The organism is Novipirellula herctigrandis, assembly GCA_007859835.1.
Classification (GTDB): domain Bacteria; phylum Planctomycetota; class Planctomycetia; order Pirellulales; family Pirellulaceae; genus Novipirellula_A; species Novipirellula_A herctigrandis.
Genome location: SJPJ01000001.1, coordinates 5,340,094 through 5,356,385 on the forward strand (window position 1 = coordinate 5,340,094; position 16,292 = coordinate 5,356,385).

Here is a 16,292-nt window from a genome sequence, read left to right on the forward strand (position 1 = left end):
AGGTGCGTTGAGCGTCAATCCAAGTCGGCGTAACCCAGCGGCAGGACCTTTGGTTGAATGATTCATCATAGAGAGTCCCAATCGGGTTCCATGATCCCCCGCTCTGCTTGTGCGACGAGCTTTGCCATTTCGTTTGCGGTGACGTAGTAGTATCGAAAGTCTCGTTCGGAAGCGATTCGATTGAGTTGATTATGGAATCGTTTGGCTTCTTCACTGAGCCAAACGTCAGCGTTCGCTGGTTTTCCTCCATGTGTATGCAGTTTGATGAATTGCCATTTCGAATGTCCTGTGACAGTGACGTTCGCTCGTAACCAATCATCCACTCGGTTGCCCAGCAACGGTTGGGACCGGGCGACATTGCCATTTTCGACACTGGGTTTTCTCCAAGGTCGCTCGTGTTTTACCACCAATGGCCCTTGGATCATCAGCAAGCCATCATTAGGCCGGTCGCGACCGGTCGTTGCCTCGATTCCCGTATCATGAGATTTAGGGCAATCGGGGTCGTCGATCGCATAATAGATTTGGTTGATCGTTCGAATTTGTGCTGAATGCGGCGCGGCGGGCATGGTGAAATCGGCGAAACAGCCAGTCTCTCTGAGGATCGTGATTTCGTTGTTGACGCCACACCATTTGCCGTCGGGGTGCGAGTTGTCGAGCGCCCAATTGCCATGAATGAAGCCATAGCGAATCTGACCCGACGGGTCCTTTTTCAATAATCCATGTCGGTCGTGTAGCGTTTGGATTGATTCGAGAAGCAGTTGTCGAAGCGAATCGCCATTGTCATCGTCATGGTGCAAATGAATTTCGACATCCCCATAGCCAGCGCGAACCAGTGTCGCGAGTTTGTCGAGATGCTTAGCATCGTAACATTCGATCGGATAAAAGAACGTATGCTGTGGCGGTCTGCCACGCGAGTCCGCACAACCATCGACCGTGTTCGGGTATTCGTCGATCCATCGATCGACCCGTGCAAGTTGTTGATCCACACTCGCATGATTCCACTGAGGTTCATAGTGATCGGCAACGCAAAGAAAAACATGCGTAGGTGTCGGCACACGTCTTCGCCCGCTTGCGTATGCTTCGGCGAACGTCGCCAAGTTCATACCTCGGATTCGCATTGCGTCTATGCCGCCCGTTTCTGCGATTGCGAGTCGTTGGCCACAGCGACGGCGTCCCAGCTAGATCGCGATGTTGGGTTCCAAGTCACCGTGTCCGGATGTCGCATCCATCGGAGAATTCCGATTCCGATCGCAGCGTTCATCACAACGAACGACGATGCGACTCGCGTGAATCGTGCGAAGAATGTTCCTGGCGATGAAACGAAGCCATAAAGCGCAGCGGAATAGGCAAATATTTGCAGAGCGAATAGCCACTTGTAACTAGCGTGAGGAAACAAGTGGACATTGGAAACGAACGCCGTCGCCAACAGGAATGGTCCGGTCCATCGCAGCAGTTTGTGCGATACAAAGGCGGCGCAAGTTGTCCGATTTTTCCATCGCCACAATTCATGCATTACGGGCAAGCACTGAAACGCTCCGATTCCGATTCGGCTTCGTCGATCGAATTCGGCACGGATGTCCTTGCCACCAGTTGCGTAGGCTCGCGCAGACGGGTCAAGCACGAATTGGCAGCGATGAGTCAAATGGACTAGCATCGGCAGCACCATGTCGTCATTAATAGTCGGACGTGTGGGCGTGACGAACATCGACCGCCGAATCGCGTAGATCGCTCCGCTGGTTCCAAGCATGATGCCCAATTTCGCTTCGCACCTTCGAACCATCATCTCCATCTTCCAGTACGTCGATTCACTCGGCATACCGTTTTCGTCGACAATGGCGACTTGGCCAGTTACCAGACCGATATCGGGATTAGCAAAATGCCGAGCCAACCGATTCAGTGACTGCGAATCGAAGCGAGTCGTTACATCGGTGAATACGATCACGGGACTATCGATCGACTCCACCGCATCGACCATCGTGGCAGATTTTCCGCGGCGTTGAACGAAATCAATTGCTGTAATCCGACGATCGTTGAACTCGTGCACGATTGCGACTGTCCGGTCTGTGCTGCCGTCCGACGCAATCAAGATGCGAAGACGGTCCGATGGATAGTCGCACGCCAGGATGTTCTCGATGCGTTTTGGTAGGTGCTGCTCGGCGTTATATGCTGCGACCAAAACCGTGATCATCGGCAAATCCTCTCGCTCGCGTTGCGCAGACTCAACAGCGTCGCCACACCGTTTTGCCAACAGCGCAACCACCATCGGATAGCCCGCGTAAGCGTACGCAAGGCAAAGGACCGATCCCCAGAACGCGAATGTGAACAGAGTATCCATACTCTCACTAGTTCGGTTATTTGCGTGCCGCTAGGCCAACGATTTTACGAGTTTCACGCAAAGCTCTCGCCAAGGACCTGCTCCGATCACGGCGTATTTGGGACGATTGAATCGATCACGCCTGCTAATTGGCCAGTCAGTTCGCGACGTGAATACCGTTGGATCGGTTTTACGTGGGGCTGATGTTGGACCTGATCGCGTCGCGCGCTTTCGCGATCCCTCCATCTTGACCCGATCCACGTTGCGATTTCTTTGGTCTGTTTAGGATGGAATTGGTCGAAATGTTGCTGTTGACGCAACAAGGTTGCCATTTCGCCATCGCCACAAACCGCCAGGATCGGTTTCTTGAGAGCCAGGTATTCAAACAATTTCGCCGGAACGACACGCTCGGCACCGGCTTCGTCCGCTAGTAGCAACAATAGCGTATCGGCTGATGCAGCAAGGTCGAGCGATTGTCCGTGGGGTACGTAGTCATGAAGGATCAACTTAACCGCTGATGACTTTAGTTTCTTTAAAATAGCATTTTGCTCGGGAGTACGTCTGCCGACGATGGCCAATTCAATCCGAGCGGCAGTGTTTGGGTCACTCTTGGAAAGACGCAAAAGTGCTGAGACGATTGGCGACACATCGGTCAGTTTCCAAAGGGTTCCTGTGTAGACGATTCGCAAACGGTCGGTTGTTGGTTCGGACCGGTTCACGCCAGCGATGTCGTCTTCGTCGTAGCCATTGTAAAGGCACGTTACCGGTGCGGTTCCGCCAGCGTTTTTTATCTGCCGATTCAATTCGTCGGCACTTGCCTGAGTCGTTGCCAAAACTGCGTCAGCGGACTTCAACACCTTGTGTAGCATTGCAAGTTGCCGCCGTTGGCTGCTTCCGGTTCGTTGGTGATTGTCCATGTATTGACTGGCCAGCAACCATTCATCACGAAAATCCAGCACGAGCGGCAACTGAAAGCGACGTTTGAGCGATCGTCCTAACAAAAATGATGAAAACGGTGGTCCGCTCACATAGATCGCCTTGTGGTGTTGTTTCAATATTTTATTTGCCATGTGCCAAGCCAGCGGATTCCAAAGGACTTGTGGATCCGGTTGCAGGACAGACATTGCAGCGTGTCGAATCCATCGCTTCGGGGAGAAGCGTCTTGTTCGTTTACTCGTTGCAAGGTTTTGTTTGACCGAATAGGACGGTTCCAGTGTCTTCGCTCTCAGCACGATTGTTTCCGGATCGATGTCGTTTAACAAGTCATTGTCGGAAACCGGTACTGATGGATTGGCAGCGGTCAGGACGGTTGGTTGCCATCCAAAGTGAGGCAGATACTTTGTAAACTTTACACTGCGTTGTACTCCCGCGCCGCCGGTTGGCGGATACGCATAGCAAATAAACAGCACTCGCGCTTCGTGATTCGTCATTGCGTTACCTCGCGAAACACTGCGTCGAAGCGTGATGCCATTTCTGCTAAACCGTCGGGAATGAAGCGGCGTTTACCGGAGCAAGATGATTCGACTCTTTCGATGACCGCTTTTGCGAACGCATGGACATCTCCGTCGGCTACCAACGTGTCGATATTAGGTGATGCGATTTCAGAGACACCGCCGACATCCGTTGCTACAAACGGAGTGCCGCAAGCGATAGATTCAAGTAGTACGTTGGGTATGCCTTCGCTATGGCTGGTCAATACGGTGACATCGGCAGCGTTGAAACGTAGGGCAAGCTCGGAATGGGGTAGATTGCCTTCAAAACGAACGTGCCTATCGAGTTTTAGTTGCGAACAAAGTGAACGCAATTCTGCGTTCATGGACCCGTCACCGGCAAGTATCACTTTTAGACGGTCGCCCCATTTTTCTCTCCAAAATACCGCCGCTCTAAGAAGCATCGTCGGGTTTTTGACTGGCTCGAGTCTCCCGCACCAAAGGCATACGATATCGTTTTCGGAAAGGTCGGATGCGGCGCGTGCGTCGGATCGGTTCATCGGGAAGAAACGCTCTGCATCGACCCCTCGATAGATTACTTGAATCTTGTGCGCATTCGTGCCAAGTTCGCGAGCATGGAATTCTAAATCGTGACTGACCACAATCAAACAATCCGCTTTGGAAACAACTCGCTCGATCGCTCGTCGTCGCGATGGATTCGCAGTCAGAACTCGTAAATCACTCCCCCCTGAAAAAGCGATGTGCGGTGTGTGAAAACGTCTCGCTGCTCGTTGGGCTGCCGCAGCATCGGGGTGCAGCCAATAACCCATGACTAAATCGGGCGTGAAAGTTTTCTCAATTCGCTTCACGGTCGGCAAGATTGAATGCCAATAGAATCGGTCATAGTGCTGGCGAAAGAACTTTGGCGGATAGTAGTAGGTAGGGAAATGCTCAAGCGTCGAATGGTCCGCGTCATCGTAGGACGATTTCTTCGCACGCTGTGTCCAAGGAACCGGAGCAATCACTCGCACATCGTGCATGACACGCAACGCATCGACCAAGTTTCGATTGAATATTCCTTGGCGCGGTCGAACCGGAGTTGGGTATGTCGTGGTGATCAAGAGAATGTTCACGGTGACATTGCCTTTGTCGGTTTCAAAGCCACGATGACCGAGCGATGATCACCTCCCAAATCAGGACCCACTTCCGAATGAATCACTGTCCAATTTGAATCGACAAGCAAGTGGTCGATTCGAACCCCGTGATACTTTGTAAATTTAGTGTACCCAAAACCTCGCTTGCCCGCGGATCGCGAGTCGACATAGCCGCCCCAGTAACGCCGGAAATATTCACTGTCAGCAGGAGCATTAAAGTCACCCGCGATGATCGTTGGCAAATCCGAATCGTAGACTTCTTGGTACGCTTGATCAGCGACCTCGCAATACGCGCTCCCCATTTCTCGGATTGCCGCAGGTCCCTCGGCAAAATTCATCGCTTGCATTTTGGCAAATGCAGGACGGAAGGTAGGCAAATGAATCGAGACGACTCTAATCGATCGCTCTGGTTTCCAATCAATCGTGCAAGCGGCCGCTGCAACCGCGCGATAATGTGTTTCCGGTTGTCGTGCCAAAACACGAGCTTCGCTCATCGGCAATGTGCTGGCTATGACGATTTGATGACGCTGTTGATACGGCCACCCAAGTTTGTCAAACAGCGAAATGGCTTCCTTGGGTTCGCATTCCTGTAGTAGAAGAACATCGATTTTGTGTTTGTGAACCAATTCGATCATTTCAGGAATGTTTAGGTCCCCGCCACCAACATTGCTCGTCAATATATGCAGTTCTTCACTTTCGTTAGTGGACGGTCTAGCTGACGAAAATGCCTTGTATCCCATAATGGGAAAAAGGATGATCAATAGATGGAGAAGATAAATGCACGAGAGTTTCCAGCGACACCAAAATGTGATCGGCAGCAAAATCACAATCGGCAGCGCAACCACCCAGCGTGGTGAAAATAGAAACAGAGTCCCCAGCCAATGCGTATTGAGGCCTGATCGTAGCAGTCCCCAGCCAATCAGTAGCAACACCAAATAGGCAATTGCCAGAACCAAGACGGACCGTTTCATCCTGCGATCCTTTGACATTCGTTCGGAGGATTGTAGCCGATGACGACGCGTGTTTTTCCCGAAGGTGTCAATTCAATCTGTTCGACCTGTTCAATTTTCAACTCACATGATCGCCCTACTGCGTCGAGTACTTGATCACGAAGGGCGTTTTCGGCTTCGCGATTCCAATCGTCGGCGACAACTAACTTCAAGCGTACGGTGTTTGGACCGAGTTGTGCAACTTGGAATTGACGAATCGAATCCACGTCCTTCAATAGATGAGGGAAATATTCTCCGGGTACACGGCGGCCGTTGGGCAGATCGAGGACGTCCAATTGGCGGCCGAGAACTTTTCGCAGTAGTGGTAGTCCGCGGCCACAGGGACATTGCTCAAAGCCGGCGATTCCGCGGTCACCTGTCGCGTAGCGGACAAATGGTGTTGCCGTGTTGAACAAGTCCGTTATGACAATTTTCCCTTCTTCACCATCACGCGTTGGTTTTCCATCGTGATCAAGGACTTCGACAATCAGGTTCTCGCTGGTTAGATGTAGTCCCGTGTGTTGATCACATTCGGCCCCAATCAGGGTGAATTCTCGAGACCCGTAAGTTTCAAATACCGGCGCACCAAATGAACGTTCGATCTGTTCGCGTTGGAAATCGTGAAGCTTCTCGGCACCGACGATGATCGATTGAGGTTGATGGACGTTGGCCCCAAGCGTTTGTATCGATTTGGCAAGTAGAAACAGCGGAGTTGTATAGGCGATGATGACGGTCGGACGATATCGGTTGATGCGGCGGATATAGGTCTCGATGGTCGATTGTGACAAGTTAAAACTGTTCATCATGTCGCGGCGGTACAATGCGCGAGAATAGGCGTGCTCTTTGAGACGTTGGCGAAATGATAATGGCTGCAGAGGAACTCCCCATAAATAGGATTGTTTTGTGCCTGGCGATGCACCGCCCCAAGTATAGCCGCGAAACGTCGCCGCAACGCGGCGGTCGTTTGCTTCCGCCTCGATCGTAAATCTCAGTGGGGTGCCGGTGCTTCCGCCCGTTGATTTGGAAACCGAACGGACACTTGGATGCGGGCAGCGAATTTCGGTCGCATGGTCGCGAATCATCTCACGCGTGATGATGGGGAAATTCTGTAGATCACCTAGCGACGAAAGGGAATCAACATCGATGCCATGTTGAGCCCATTGGTCTCGATACCAAGGGGAATGGTTGTTGCAATAATGCAGCAGCCTCTTGAGTCGTTCAAGCTGATTTTGTTCGAGTGTCTCGCGGTCATGCCATTGGCTTTCTTCGAGCTCTCGCCAATAAGTAAACGTTTTGCGCCGTTTCAGCAGCGTCTCAAAGCCGGGAACAATCAATCTTCGGAAAAGGGATTCGATCATGCTGCTTCCTTGCCAGAATAGAGCGATTCGTAGGCACGAACCATTTTTCGGACACAGAACATTTTCTCGGCCCGCAAACGTCCTGCGTCACCGTATCGCTCGGCCAACGCCGGATCACGGTGAAGTCGAAGCATCGCTTCGGCAAGTGCTTGTGGATCTCCGGGAGGGACAAGGATGCCGGTTTCCTGGTCCGATACCACTTCGGGATTGCCACCGACACTGCACGCCACGACCGGCAATCCCGTTGCCATCGCTTCGAGCAGCGTGAGCGAAATGCCTTCGGTGAGCGACGGTAAAACCGACATGGAAGCGGAGGCCAATTGGTCAGACACTCGATCACTTTCGCCGCAAAAACGGATGGCGTCCTGTAGCATCAATGATCGTGTTAGCGCTTCAAGCGATTGACGCTGCTGACCATCCCCGACAATGTCAAGCGTAAATGGTATTTCGTTTGGCTTGGTTTGTTCGGTTGCGATTTTCATCGCCTGGATCAAGGATGCAATATCCTTCTCGGGGCTGAGCCTCGCCACCACGATAGCACGCCCAATCGGCCGGTTTCGGACTTGCGGGAAACGACGCAAATCGACACCGTTATGAATGGTGACCGCTTTTTCCGGTGCAATGCCGTCTCGAATCGTCAATTGTTGTCCGTCATTGGAAACGCTGACTATTCGCTCGATCCAGTGGGATAGACTTCGATACATCATTTTTTGCCGCGCGGTCGAGGTCGAGCATTGTCCATGACGCGTGTGAATCACTCGAGGCACTCTCGCGAATTTTGCGGCGGTGACACCGTACGCTTGGCCGGCTGCATTGTGTGTGTGAACGACAGTTGGTTTTCGGGTTCGCAACAGCTTGGCTAATTTTGCGATCACCGACAATTTTAGTCCTGGTGTTTTGCTCAGCGAGATGACAGGCCAATGGAGTGATTCAATTTCCGCGGCCACTTGGCCCGGTTCTTGTAGCGAAATGAACGTCAAGTCAAATTTCGACCGATCCGCAAAGCGAGCGAACTCGACCAGCAGCTTCTCCATGCCACCGACGTTTGTCCCGAGCGAAATGTGTACGATGTGTTTTGTTTTCAAGAGTCACCTGTGAGCGTTTTGATGACTCGGGCCGGGTTTCCCGCAACGATTGTGTCGGGCGCAACGCTTTTCGTGACAACTGATCGTGCACCAATGATGGTGCGATCTCCGATATGGACCCCTTTTAAGATGATTGCTCCATGACCGATCCAGACGTCATTGCCAATGGTCACAGCCAAGACGGACGCGCTCGGCGTCGTCTCGCCGTTTCGACGATTCACCGCATCGATTGGATGTCCATCGAAATCACTGATGCGAACTCCACCCGCGATTAAACAATGGTTGCCAATCGTGACCGCGCGACCGACCGTGATGGCGCAATTGTGTCCGAGAAACGAATGGTTGCCGATCGAGAGGATGGGCTCTGAACAATGTCGTTTACTGATGGCGAACGACGATTTGCCAGACAAATAGACATCGCTGCCAATCGAAATTTTGCCTCGACCGGCGATATAGGGAAGTTGTTCCATTCGAAATCGATCGCCGATTGAATGACATTGGCTACGAAACAGAGGTTCGTACCAGACGAACCGAAGCGACCACTGCAGAGCTTCACGCACGCCAACATGCAAGCGATACAAGCCGGCAAAAAGTGGCTTTGTCAGCGGACCAACGGGAAGATGGAACTGAAGCAACCGGCGAACCACCAACTTCAGCGGATCTCGTAACGCTAATCGCTCTGTGTTGCTCGAAACATGGCTCATGCCGACACTCCGATGCTTTTTTTAGTCTTTCGTGTTGCTTGTCTAAGCAAGTACGCCAGTCGCTTTAATCGTCCAAAACGCTTCATGGTCGGCAATCCGCTATACGGCAATGGCCATTGGACGAAAGATTGAAACAATAGTGGAAGGGATGTTGAAGGCGACGGATCGATTGCGGCCCAGCGATAACGAACGAAAGATATCCAGAGCAAATAGGATCCGTAACTCAGCATGCCTTTGTGCCGAACAATCACTTCGAGCATTTTCGAGCAATCCAATTCAATGTTTGCGCGAGAGATGCTATTGGGTTCGAGAACAGCTGTTGCGAGCGGTTCTGATTGAAGGAATAGCGTATGATCGGCCGCCAAGCGAATCCACAAATCGCGATCTTCCGCTGGCTCTAACCCAGAAACAAATGGTTGGTCATTGAGTACGCTTCGTCGAATCAGAACGGTTCCAGTCCACAACATTGTTCCGACTAAGAAAGCTTTTGATCCGGTAAGTCGCAAAGGACGATCATAAAAGTGCGTCTTGCGTAACGGATTCAGCACACGATCTTCGCCAGGCGACTGACTGTAAAACCGACCGGCGGTCACATCAACGCTTGGGTGTTTTCGAAGTACCGCAACTTGTTGCTCTAATTTTTGTGGTTCCCAGTAATCATCGGCATCCAAAAAAGCCACAAAGTCACCGCGCGCGATTCCGATTCCACAATTGCGAGCAGCGGCCGTTTTTGAGTTGACTTGGTGCACCAGAGTGACGTTGGGACCATACGCCTGGACGACCTCGGCCAATTCATCGGGGCTGCCGTCATCGACGACGATGATTTCCAAGGCAGGCCTAGTTTGCGCAAGCACGCTATCAATCGAACGGCGGATAGTCGACGCTGCGTTGTATGCGGGAATGATGACGCTGATGGTCGGATCGTTCATGCAGCCACCTTCGATTGACCGACGACTTGCTGATAGTATTGCAGGATTTGATCAACAACGACATCGCGACCAAAGTGTTGCACGCAATGCGCTCGCGCAGCCGCCTTCATTTGCTCAAGCCGTGGTTGATCATCCAGCAAATCGATGAGGGTATTTGCCAACGTTCCGTTGACCGTTGTGTCTAGTGGAATACCACCGGGGCCGACGACCCACTGCATCACGGGATGATGGTGAAACAGACAAGGCAAGCCACTAGCGGTGGCTTCGAGCAGGACCAATCCGAACATCTCAAAGAGGCTGCCGTGCAGGAACACGTCCGCCATCTGGTAGAGTTCCCCCATTTGATTTCGAGGGTACTGGATCGCAAAACGAACGCGATCTCCCAGTTTTGCTTTCGCTATTGCAACCAATTCATTGGTGTCCTGTTCACGCCCGCCAGCGATTACCAACCACAATGGCAGATCGGGACGACGCCGTAGAACGGTTGCAACTTCATCGATCAGATAATCGACTCGTTTATGCTTTTTCTTGATTGCCGAACTAACCAATGCGACGTGTGCATCTTGAGGAATCGCTAGATCTTGGCGAAGTGTTGGGTTTGTGTCGGGGTGAAATTGCGTGGTGTCGACGAAGTCGGGTATGGTTGTCCAGTGTGCATTCCCAATTCCTGCGGCGACTGCTTGGTGTTGGTGCCAAGGAGCTAGGTGTTGGACAAAGGAGAATTTGTTCAACAATTCCGGTGGCTCCTCGGTGGCGTGGGAAAAAACCATTTTTGCCGAACACAAACCGACTCGTTGAGCTTGTTGAATCAGGATTGCCAATTGAGGGTCCTGTAAATGCAAAACATCAATCTGTTCGTGATGAAGAATCGATAGTAAATTTACAGCAAAAGTAAATTGTTCTACGCCGTAGGGGGAACCGATGCCGATTCGCCAACCGATGGCATTGGGGATACACTTCAACAATCGTCGCGTTGCCGTCGAATTACGAGTCCAGCACGACACGATGCGTTCATACGGCTCAGCGGCATCTCCGGCACCTTTGCACAGTATCACTTGTTCGCCGCGATTGGCGAGCGTTTCGCCCAAATCGCCCGCCCATGCTTCCACACCACGCATGACATGGCCAAGGCCTGACGAAGCGACACATATCCGTAGTTTTGTCGTCTGCGCATGCATCGGATTATCGATTCCTTTTTTCCATAAGAAATCGACCATGCCGTGACACATCGGATGTCGCGTTGGACAAATCGGTTCTGCGATTCAACACCCTAACCGTTGGCCCTGTTTTTCGGCGAAATATCATGCAGCCGACTCCATCAATTGTACCGCACAAGGGACTGCGATTGGACATTCGCGACCATGTGAATAGCCTTCCGGAACTTCACCCAACGATACCGCCCGCACGCCTCGCCATAACCCGAGGTATCGTGTGCTAGAGCTATACCGAAAGCCGATATCGATTGTCATGTAGTCAGCAACAAAACCGTTGTTTTGGAATTGAAACTCGAAGCTCCAACGGTTTGCATCGGAACCGGGTGATTTCACAAAGCGATCACTTTGGGCAAAAATCATGCGACCGGCACTGGAATTGAAATAGACATCCACGGCTGGTCCCGCTACCGGTTCAACGGTTTCAACATCAACGCGGACGGCGAGAGAGGTTCCGTATTTCCACATTCGCTGGTGCGCGTCCCCGTCGATCGACGTTTGAACGGAAACGCGGGTTGAATGGTCACCAACGGCTGATTCTGTTTCAAACAGATCGTCCATGTAGGATTGAACGACATCATCAAGCTTTCCTGATGCGGTCACGCGTCCTTCGCTAAGCAGGATGCCGGAGGTGCAAAGTTGTCCGATCGCTGACATGTTGTGGCTAACAAAAAGAACCGTTCTTCCACCGCCCGCAACTTCTTGCATCTTGCCGATACAACGTTTTTGAAACTCGGCGTCGCCGACGGCCAGAACTTCGTCGATGATCAGGATTTCCGGATCCAAATGGGCGGCTACAGAGAACGCCAACCGCACCTGCATCCCCGAGCTATAGCGTTTGATGGGAGTATCAAGAAATCGATCGACACCAGCAAAGTCGACGATTTGGTCAAATTTCTTGTCGATTTCACGTTTGGTCATTCCGAGGATCGTGCCATTCATATAGACATTTTCGCGGCCAGTCAGTTCGGGATGAAAGCCCGTGCCGACTTCGAGCAAACTGGATATACGGCCACGTATGACGGCCTCACCCGATGTTGGCTCGGTGATTCGCGAAAGGATCTTTAATAGCGTGCTTTTGCCAGCACCATTGCGCCCAATCACGCCGACGACTTCGCCGGTTGGAATGTCAAAGGACACGTCTCGCAACGCCCAAAATTGGTCACTGGTTAATTCATTTGAATCGGCAATGTTGCGACTGAGGCTGCGCAAGTAGCGAATATTTCGGATCGGTGAACGGGCGATCGAAGTCATCATGCCGATCAACGTATCGGGCAAAGCGTCTCGCCTAAAAATGCGATACGCTTTACTTATTTCGTTCACCGCGATAGCAGTTGTTTTGTTCATATCCAATGGTTTCGTTTTAGGCTAAGTCAGCAAAGACGCGTTGTTTGCTGTTGAAGTAGGTCACGCCGGTGCCGAATAAGGCAATTGCACTGATTGTTCCAATCAGCAAAAAATCCCATGGCATCGCTCGCGTCCCCAGACATCCCGCGCGAATCCCCTCGATCACGCCGACCATTGGGTTGATTGCATAGAAACGCTGATAGGCATCCGGAACGAGGCTGGCCGGATAAACGACCGGTGCGGCGTACATCAAAATTTGAACAATAAACCCGAGTGCGTGTTTGACGTCACGAAATTGGATGGCAAAGGTTGCTAACCAAAGAGTGACACCGGAGGTACACAAGGCCATGACCGCCAAAATCCATGGTAGAGCTAGCAGTCCCCAATTAGGAGCAACGCCATACCAGAGCATCAAACCACTCATTACCACGGAGGCGACCACGAAATCAATCATCCGTGCGGCATTGGCTGATAGCGGCATTAGCATCCGAGGGAAGTAGACTTTGGACATCATTGAGGCTCCGGAGATCAAGCCATTGACCCCATCAGTGACGGCATTGGAGAAAAACATCCATGGAACCAAGCCCGCGAAACTGAAGAGGGCATATGCAGCGCCGTCCGAGGACAATTTGGCCAGTCGACCAAAAATCACGGTAAAGACCAACATCGTGAACAATGGCTGAAGGACCGCCCAACCAACGCCGATTGCACTTTGTGCATAACGTACTTTGATTTCGCGGCGCACCAGATACTGAAACAGATCGCGGTACCGATATAGTTCCACCCAATTCGTCCAAGCACTACCTGACGTATTGCGAATCCGTGTGACGGGATAGGGTTGCATTGCGATGCCGTCAGACGCGGCTTCGGAAGCGACCGCTTCGGCAGGGTTGGACATTATATTTAGGATTTTTAACTTGTTCATTTGTTCTACCAACGGACCAATATACGCACGAGGATGTAGGTCACGATCAAGAAGCTACAACTTGTCGCCATCGCAGTGACGATTAGACGGTTTCCGATCCGCCAAGGTTGCGTTGCTTGAACGTCATGTTGCCCCATACTCACTTTTTGAGCCGCTGTTGCAAATCCAAGCACCAAATAGGTGGGCGTTACAAATTGACGCGACAGCGTGACAATACCGGCGGCATACGCGACCAGCATTGCGAATGTAAAAACTTGCAAATGAGAAAGGTTGCGACTCTCTTGGTCGCGGCGAATCCATTGCATTGCATCCAATGGATTTGCTCTACGTCTAAAGGCCCAAAGACAAAGGCCTGCCGAGAGAAAACTGGTTAAAAAAGCCGTTCCGCCGACGAACCCGAGTTCCGCGAAACAATGAATGTACGAGTTGTGCGAAACGACATGGATTTCATCAACCAGCATGCCGTCACCGATTCCGAAAATGGGATATTGACGCCAAATCGCGAGGCTTTCGGACCAAATTTGAATCCGACTTTGCCCTGTTCCGGCGTCGATCGCTTCCATTTCCGTCATGCGACTCGAAAAGACCATTCCAAGAAACGGAAGAAGGAAAAGCGATAACAGGGCGACTTTTGTTCCGCGGTGATAAACAAATACAGCAGGGATGACGCATGCGAGCGAGAGCATCGCACCACGCGAGTGTGTCAACGAAAAAGCGATGAGCAGGACCGACGTAGGCGCAAGCCAAGCGTAACGCCGCCAACCCGCACCCGGACGAAGTAAAAACGACAACGATAAGACACACCCCGTAACCAAAATTAATCCAAAATCATTCGGGTCTTGGAAAATACCGGTACCGCGAAGCCGGTCAATCATGGTTACCGTCGTGGTACTGCTTAGTGCTCGGTCGCGTACCGATTCGAGAGCTGCGATCGTGATATAGCCGTAGCGATCGAGAATGGCAAGCGTGGCAATGGTGGCGATCGAGATGACCAAAATTTTTGCAAAGACGAACAGTCGTCGCGGTGTATTCACAAGTCCGATGACAAGCAAGTAGAAAGTTAACGGCTTCAAAAAATCAAGCATCGACATGCGAGCCGACCAAATGTCGCCATGAGACAAATGGGACGCGCCTATCGATAAAAGCATGAGTATCAGGCACGAAGTGACGGGAATCGAAATGAGTTCGCCGTTTCGCAGTTGCCGAAGAACGGTCCGGCCCGAGACGACCAAGCAAACCAAAATCAGATTTTGATAAATTGGCCATTGATCGAGCGAAGGCAAAATGTCGGCGGGCCGAAGGAAGAGTGTGGCAGTGGTCGCCAACAACAATGCGTACCCCCAGCCGAGCCGGTCGTCGATATCGATCCGGTCCGTTGTGTTCGCAGTGTCGGTGTTGTTGAAGACCGCGATGGCCATCGCTGCATTGTTTCCTTGCAAATGATAGGGGCGAAAAGTAGGGCCTAGTAAATGTTCTATAGGCCCCTTTCCAAAACACTATTGAACGTCATCGAAATGAAGCACCGTCGATTCGTTATCCTGGATCGAATCGGTGAATTCGAGTTCGTACTCCGACATTTCAATCCATCCGTAGGTCGACTCAAGCGGTGTCCAATTGGTTTGGCTATATCCCGCGTTTTCGCCCACGGTTCCATTTGGTGAGATTCCATTGCACAAAGTGTGTGTTAATGGATCGTGGCCGATTCGATGAGTCAGTTGGCAACCACTGCAAAGTAACGCAATGACGCACAGCGAGAGGCATCTGCGCTTGCCGAATCTAATTCGACTATGTGTCGATCGTTTGCGTTTGTGGTCTAACATGTTAGAAGCCGTACCCGCCTCCCACATTGGTCTTGTCAAGCACGTTGCCCGACAAACGCGATACGGTGCTTGTGCCAAGCAAGGTGAAACCAAGGACGCGTTCAAGCGGTGAGGTTAGTTTGGCTATTGCCGAATCGAATGCGACCATGCGGCTATGGGCAATGAAGACCCGGTCGCCTGGCATCAATTGATAATTGGTCGTTACGTCTGCTTTCTGAGTGATCGCTTCCCAATCAACCGGCAACGTCACATTGTTGCCCTGTTCGCGATTCGGACGAGCGACCCACATGCGGCCTGAGGAGACATAGCTAAGTCCGTTGATTTGACTCAGTGCGTCCATCACCGTTTCGTTGCCGGTGTAGGGAAGACGCACCAAATTGTCACCGAGTCCGCCTCCTTGCGTGACGATGTAGATCGCCTTGCTGTTGTAGGCAAACACCGAAACAGAAACTTTGGGGTTGGCAAACGACGGCGGTAAATGCGCTGCAATTGCTAGTCGCGCTTCATCAAGCGTCATTCCTGCTAATTGGACGGAACCGTATTGACCGAGTGTGACGGTGCCGTCGGGGCCAACCAAGTGTTCGCCCGCAATTCGCTGCATCCCGGCGGCGTGCCGTAGTGACATCGTTACTCGTGGTTGGCGGACTTGGGTTTTCAAGTGAGCTTCGATCACGCTAACGGCATCATCCGCAGTTTGTCCCGCCACTTCGACCGACCCGTACGAATACCCCAGCTCAATCGTGCCCCCGACCTCAACCTGGAATTCACCCTGGATTGGTTCGTCAGGAAAGACTCCGGTTGCTGTCAATGCAACGATGTCGCCCGGTTGTAAACCATGCGATGCTTGCGAAACGTTTTGTTGGATATCAATCGTTAGGATATCGGGGGCCTCGATCCGATACATCGGAATCGTCACTTTATCCAACTCTCGCGGAACCATTGCGTTTTCAAGTTCCGCATCACAAATGCCATCAAGTGGTGTGTTTGCTGAGCTTGGCGCGTGCATCAACTGGCAGCCAGCACTAC

14 protein-coding genes and 2 pseudogenes are annotated in these 16,292 nt (G+C 51.8%); all 16 read right to left on the bottom strand.

All coding sequences use genetic code 11. The features are described 5' to 3' along the window. Positions 1-65 precede the first annotated feature (65 nt). Positions 66-1,118, bottom strand: coding sequence for a hypothetical protein (locus CA13_RS19520; RefSeq protein WP_146399460.1), 1,053 nt, complete (start codon positions 1,116-1,118; stop codon positions 66-68). Between the two features lie 5 nt (positions 1,119-1,123). Then, positions 1,124-2,335, bottom strand: coding sequence for a glycosyltransferase family 2 protein (locus CA13_RS19525; protein WP_146399462.1), 1,212 nt, complete (start codon positions 2,333-2,335; stop codon positions 1,124-1,126). An 86-nt stretch (positions 2,336-2,421) separates the two neighbouring features. Beyond that, positions 2,422-3,744, bottom strand: a complete 1,323-nt coding sequence (locus tag CA13_RS19530) for a glycosyltransferase (RefSeq protein ID WP_146399464.1) — start codon at positions 3,742-3,744, stop codon at positions 2,422-2,424. Next, on the bottom strand, positions 3,741-4,877 hold the full coding sequence (locus tag CA13_RS19535; protein ID WP_146399466.1) for a glycosyltransferase: 1,137 nt from the start codon (positions 4,875-4,877) through the stop codon (positions 3,741-3,743). The genes CA13_RS19530 and CA13_RS19535 overlap by 4 nt, the downstream gene beginning before the upstream one ends. Next, positions 4,874-5,869 (bottom strand): endonuclease/exonuclease/phosphatase family protein, encoded by a 996-nt coding sequence (locus CA13_RS19540; protein ID WP_419194586.1) that lies wholly within the window; start codon positions 5,867-5,869, stop codon positions 4,874-4,876. Before CA13_RS19540 ends, CA13_RS19535 begins: the two co-directional genes overlap by 4 nt. Beyond that, entirely contained in the window at positions 5,866-7,245 is a 1,380-nt protein-coding gene (locus tag CA13_RS19545; protein WP_146399470.1) for a phenylacetate--CoA ligase family protein, read from the bottom strand. The genes CA13_RS19540 and CA13_RS19545 overlap by 4 nt, the downstream gene beginning before the upstream one ends. Continuing rightward, a complete protein-coding gene (locus CA13_RS19550; RefSeq protein WP_146399472.1) occupies positions 7,242-8,330 on the bottom strand; it encodes a glycosyltransferase in 1,089 nt (362 codons plus the stop codon). The genes CA13_RS19545 and CA13_RS19550 overlap by 4 nt, the downstream gene beginning before the upstream one ends. Positions 8,331-8,347: 17 nt before the next feature. Beyond that, positions 8,348-8,497: pseudogene (locus CA13_RS35400) on the bottom strand (CatB-related O-acetyltransferase); the annotation flags it as partial. Between the two features lie 96 nt (positions 8,498-8,593). Beyond that, a pseudogene (locus CA13_RS35405) lies at positions 8,594-9,034 on the bottom strand (LbetaH domain-containing protein); the annotation flags it as partial. After that, positions 9,031-9,963: a glycosyltransferase family 2 protein gene (locus CA13_RS19560; protein ID WP_146399476.1), complete on the bottom strand. Its 933-nt coding sequence runs from the start codon at positions 9,961-9,963 to the stop codon at positions 9,031-9,033. The pseudogene CA13_RS35405 and the gene CA13_RS19560, both read right to left, overlap by 4 nt. Beyond that, on the bottom strand, positions 9,960-11,141 hold the full coding sequence (locus tag CA13_RS19565) for a glycosyltransferase family 4 protein (protein ID WP_419194587.1): 1,182 nt from the start codon (positions 11,139-11,141) through the stop codon (positions 9,960-9,962). Before CA13_RS19565 ends, CA13_RS19560 begins: the two co-directional genes overlap by 4 nt. Positions 11,142-11,264: 123 nt before the next feature. Then, complete coding sequence (locus CA13_RS19570) at positions 11,265-12,521, bottom strand: ABC transporter ATP-binding protein (RefSeq protein WP_146399480.1); 1,257 nt, start codon at positions 12,519-12,521, stop codon at positions 11,265-11,267. A 16-nt stretch (positions 12,522-12,537) separates the two neighbouring features. Then, complete coding sequence (locus tag CA13_RS19575; RefSeq protein ID WP_419194588.1) at positions 12,538-13,419, bottom strand: ABC transporter permease; 882 nt, start codon at positions 13,417-13,419, stop codon at positions 12,538-12,540. 32 nt (positions 13,420-13,451) lie between these two features. Further along, positions 13,452-14,864 (bottom strand): O-antigen ligase family protein, encoded by a 1,413-nt coding sequence (locus CA13_RS19580; protein ID WP_146399482.1) that lies wholly within the window; start codon positions 14,862-14,864, stop codon positions 13,452-13,454. 78 nt (positions 14,865-14,942) lie between these two features. Beyond that, the gene (locus tag CA13_RS35410; protein ID WP_419194589.1) at positions 14,943-15,092 is read right to left on the bottom strand and encodes a hypothetical protein; all 150 of its coding nucleotides are present in this window, start codon (positions 15,090-15,092) and stop codon (positions 14,943-14,945) included. A 175-nt stretch (positions 15,093-15,267) separates the two neighbouring features. After that, a complete protein-coding gene (locus CA13_RS19585; protein ID WP_146399484.1) occupies positions 15,268-16,272 on the bottom strand; it encodes a polysaccharide biosynthesis/export family protein in 1,005 nt (334 codons plus the stop codon). Positions 16,273-16,292: the final 20 nt, after the last annotated feature.

Coding starts and splice junctions, on each gene's coding strand:
- CA13_RS19580 (WP_146399482.1), bottom strand. CDS start 14,864: ATGGCCATCGCGGTCTTCAACAACACCGACACTGCGAACACAACGGAC.
- CA13_RS19545 (WP_146399470.1), bottom strand. CDS start 7,245: ATGATCGAATCCCTTTTCCGAAGATTGATTGTTCCCGGCTTTGAGACG.
- CA13_RS19575 (WP_419194588.1), bottom strand. CDS start 13,419: ATGTCCAACCCTGCCGAAGCGGTCGCTTCCGAAGCCGCGTCTGACGGC.
- CA13_RS19520 (WP_146399460.1), bottom strand. CDS start 1,118: ATGCGAATCCGAGGTATGAACTTGGCGACGTTCGCCGAAGCATACGCA.
- CA13_RS19530 (WP_146399464.1), bottom strand. CDS start 3,744: ATGACGAATCACGAAGCGCGAGTGCTGTTTATTTGCTATGCGTATCCG.
- CA13_RS19585 (WP_146399484.1), bottom strand. CDS start 16,272: ATGCACGCGCCAAGCTCAGCAAACACACCACTTGATGGCATTTGTGAT.
- CA13_RS19570 (WP_146399480.1), bottom strand. CDS start 12,521: ATGAACAAAACAACTGCTATCGCGGTGAACGAAATAAGTAAAGCGTAT.
- CA13_RS19565 (WP_419194587.1), bottom strand. CDS start 11,141: ATGCATGCGCAGACGACAAAACTACGGATATGTGTCGCTTCGTCAGGC.
- CA13_RS19540 (WP_419194586.1), bottom strand. CDS start 5,869: ATGAAACGGTCCGTCTTGGTTCTGGCAATTGCCTATTTGGTGTTGCTA.
- CA13_RS19560 (WP_146399476.1), bottom strand. CDS start 9,963: ATGAACGATCCGACCATCAGCGTCATCATTCCCGCATACAACGCAGCG.
- CA13_RS19525 (WP_146399462.1), bottom strand. CDS start 2,335: ATGGATACTCTGTTCACATTCGCGTTCTGGGGATCGGTCCTTTGCCTT.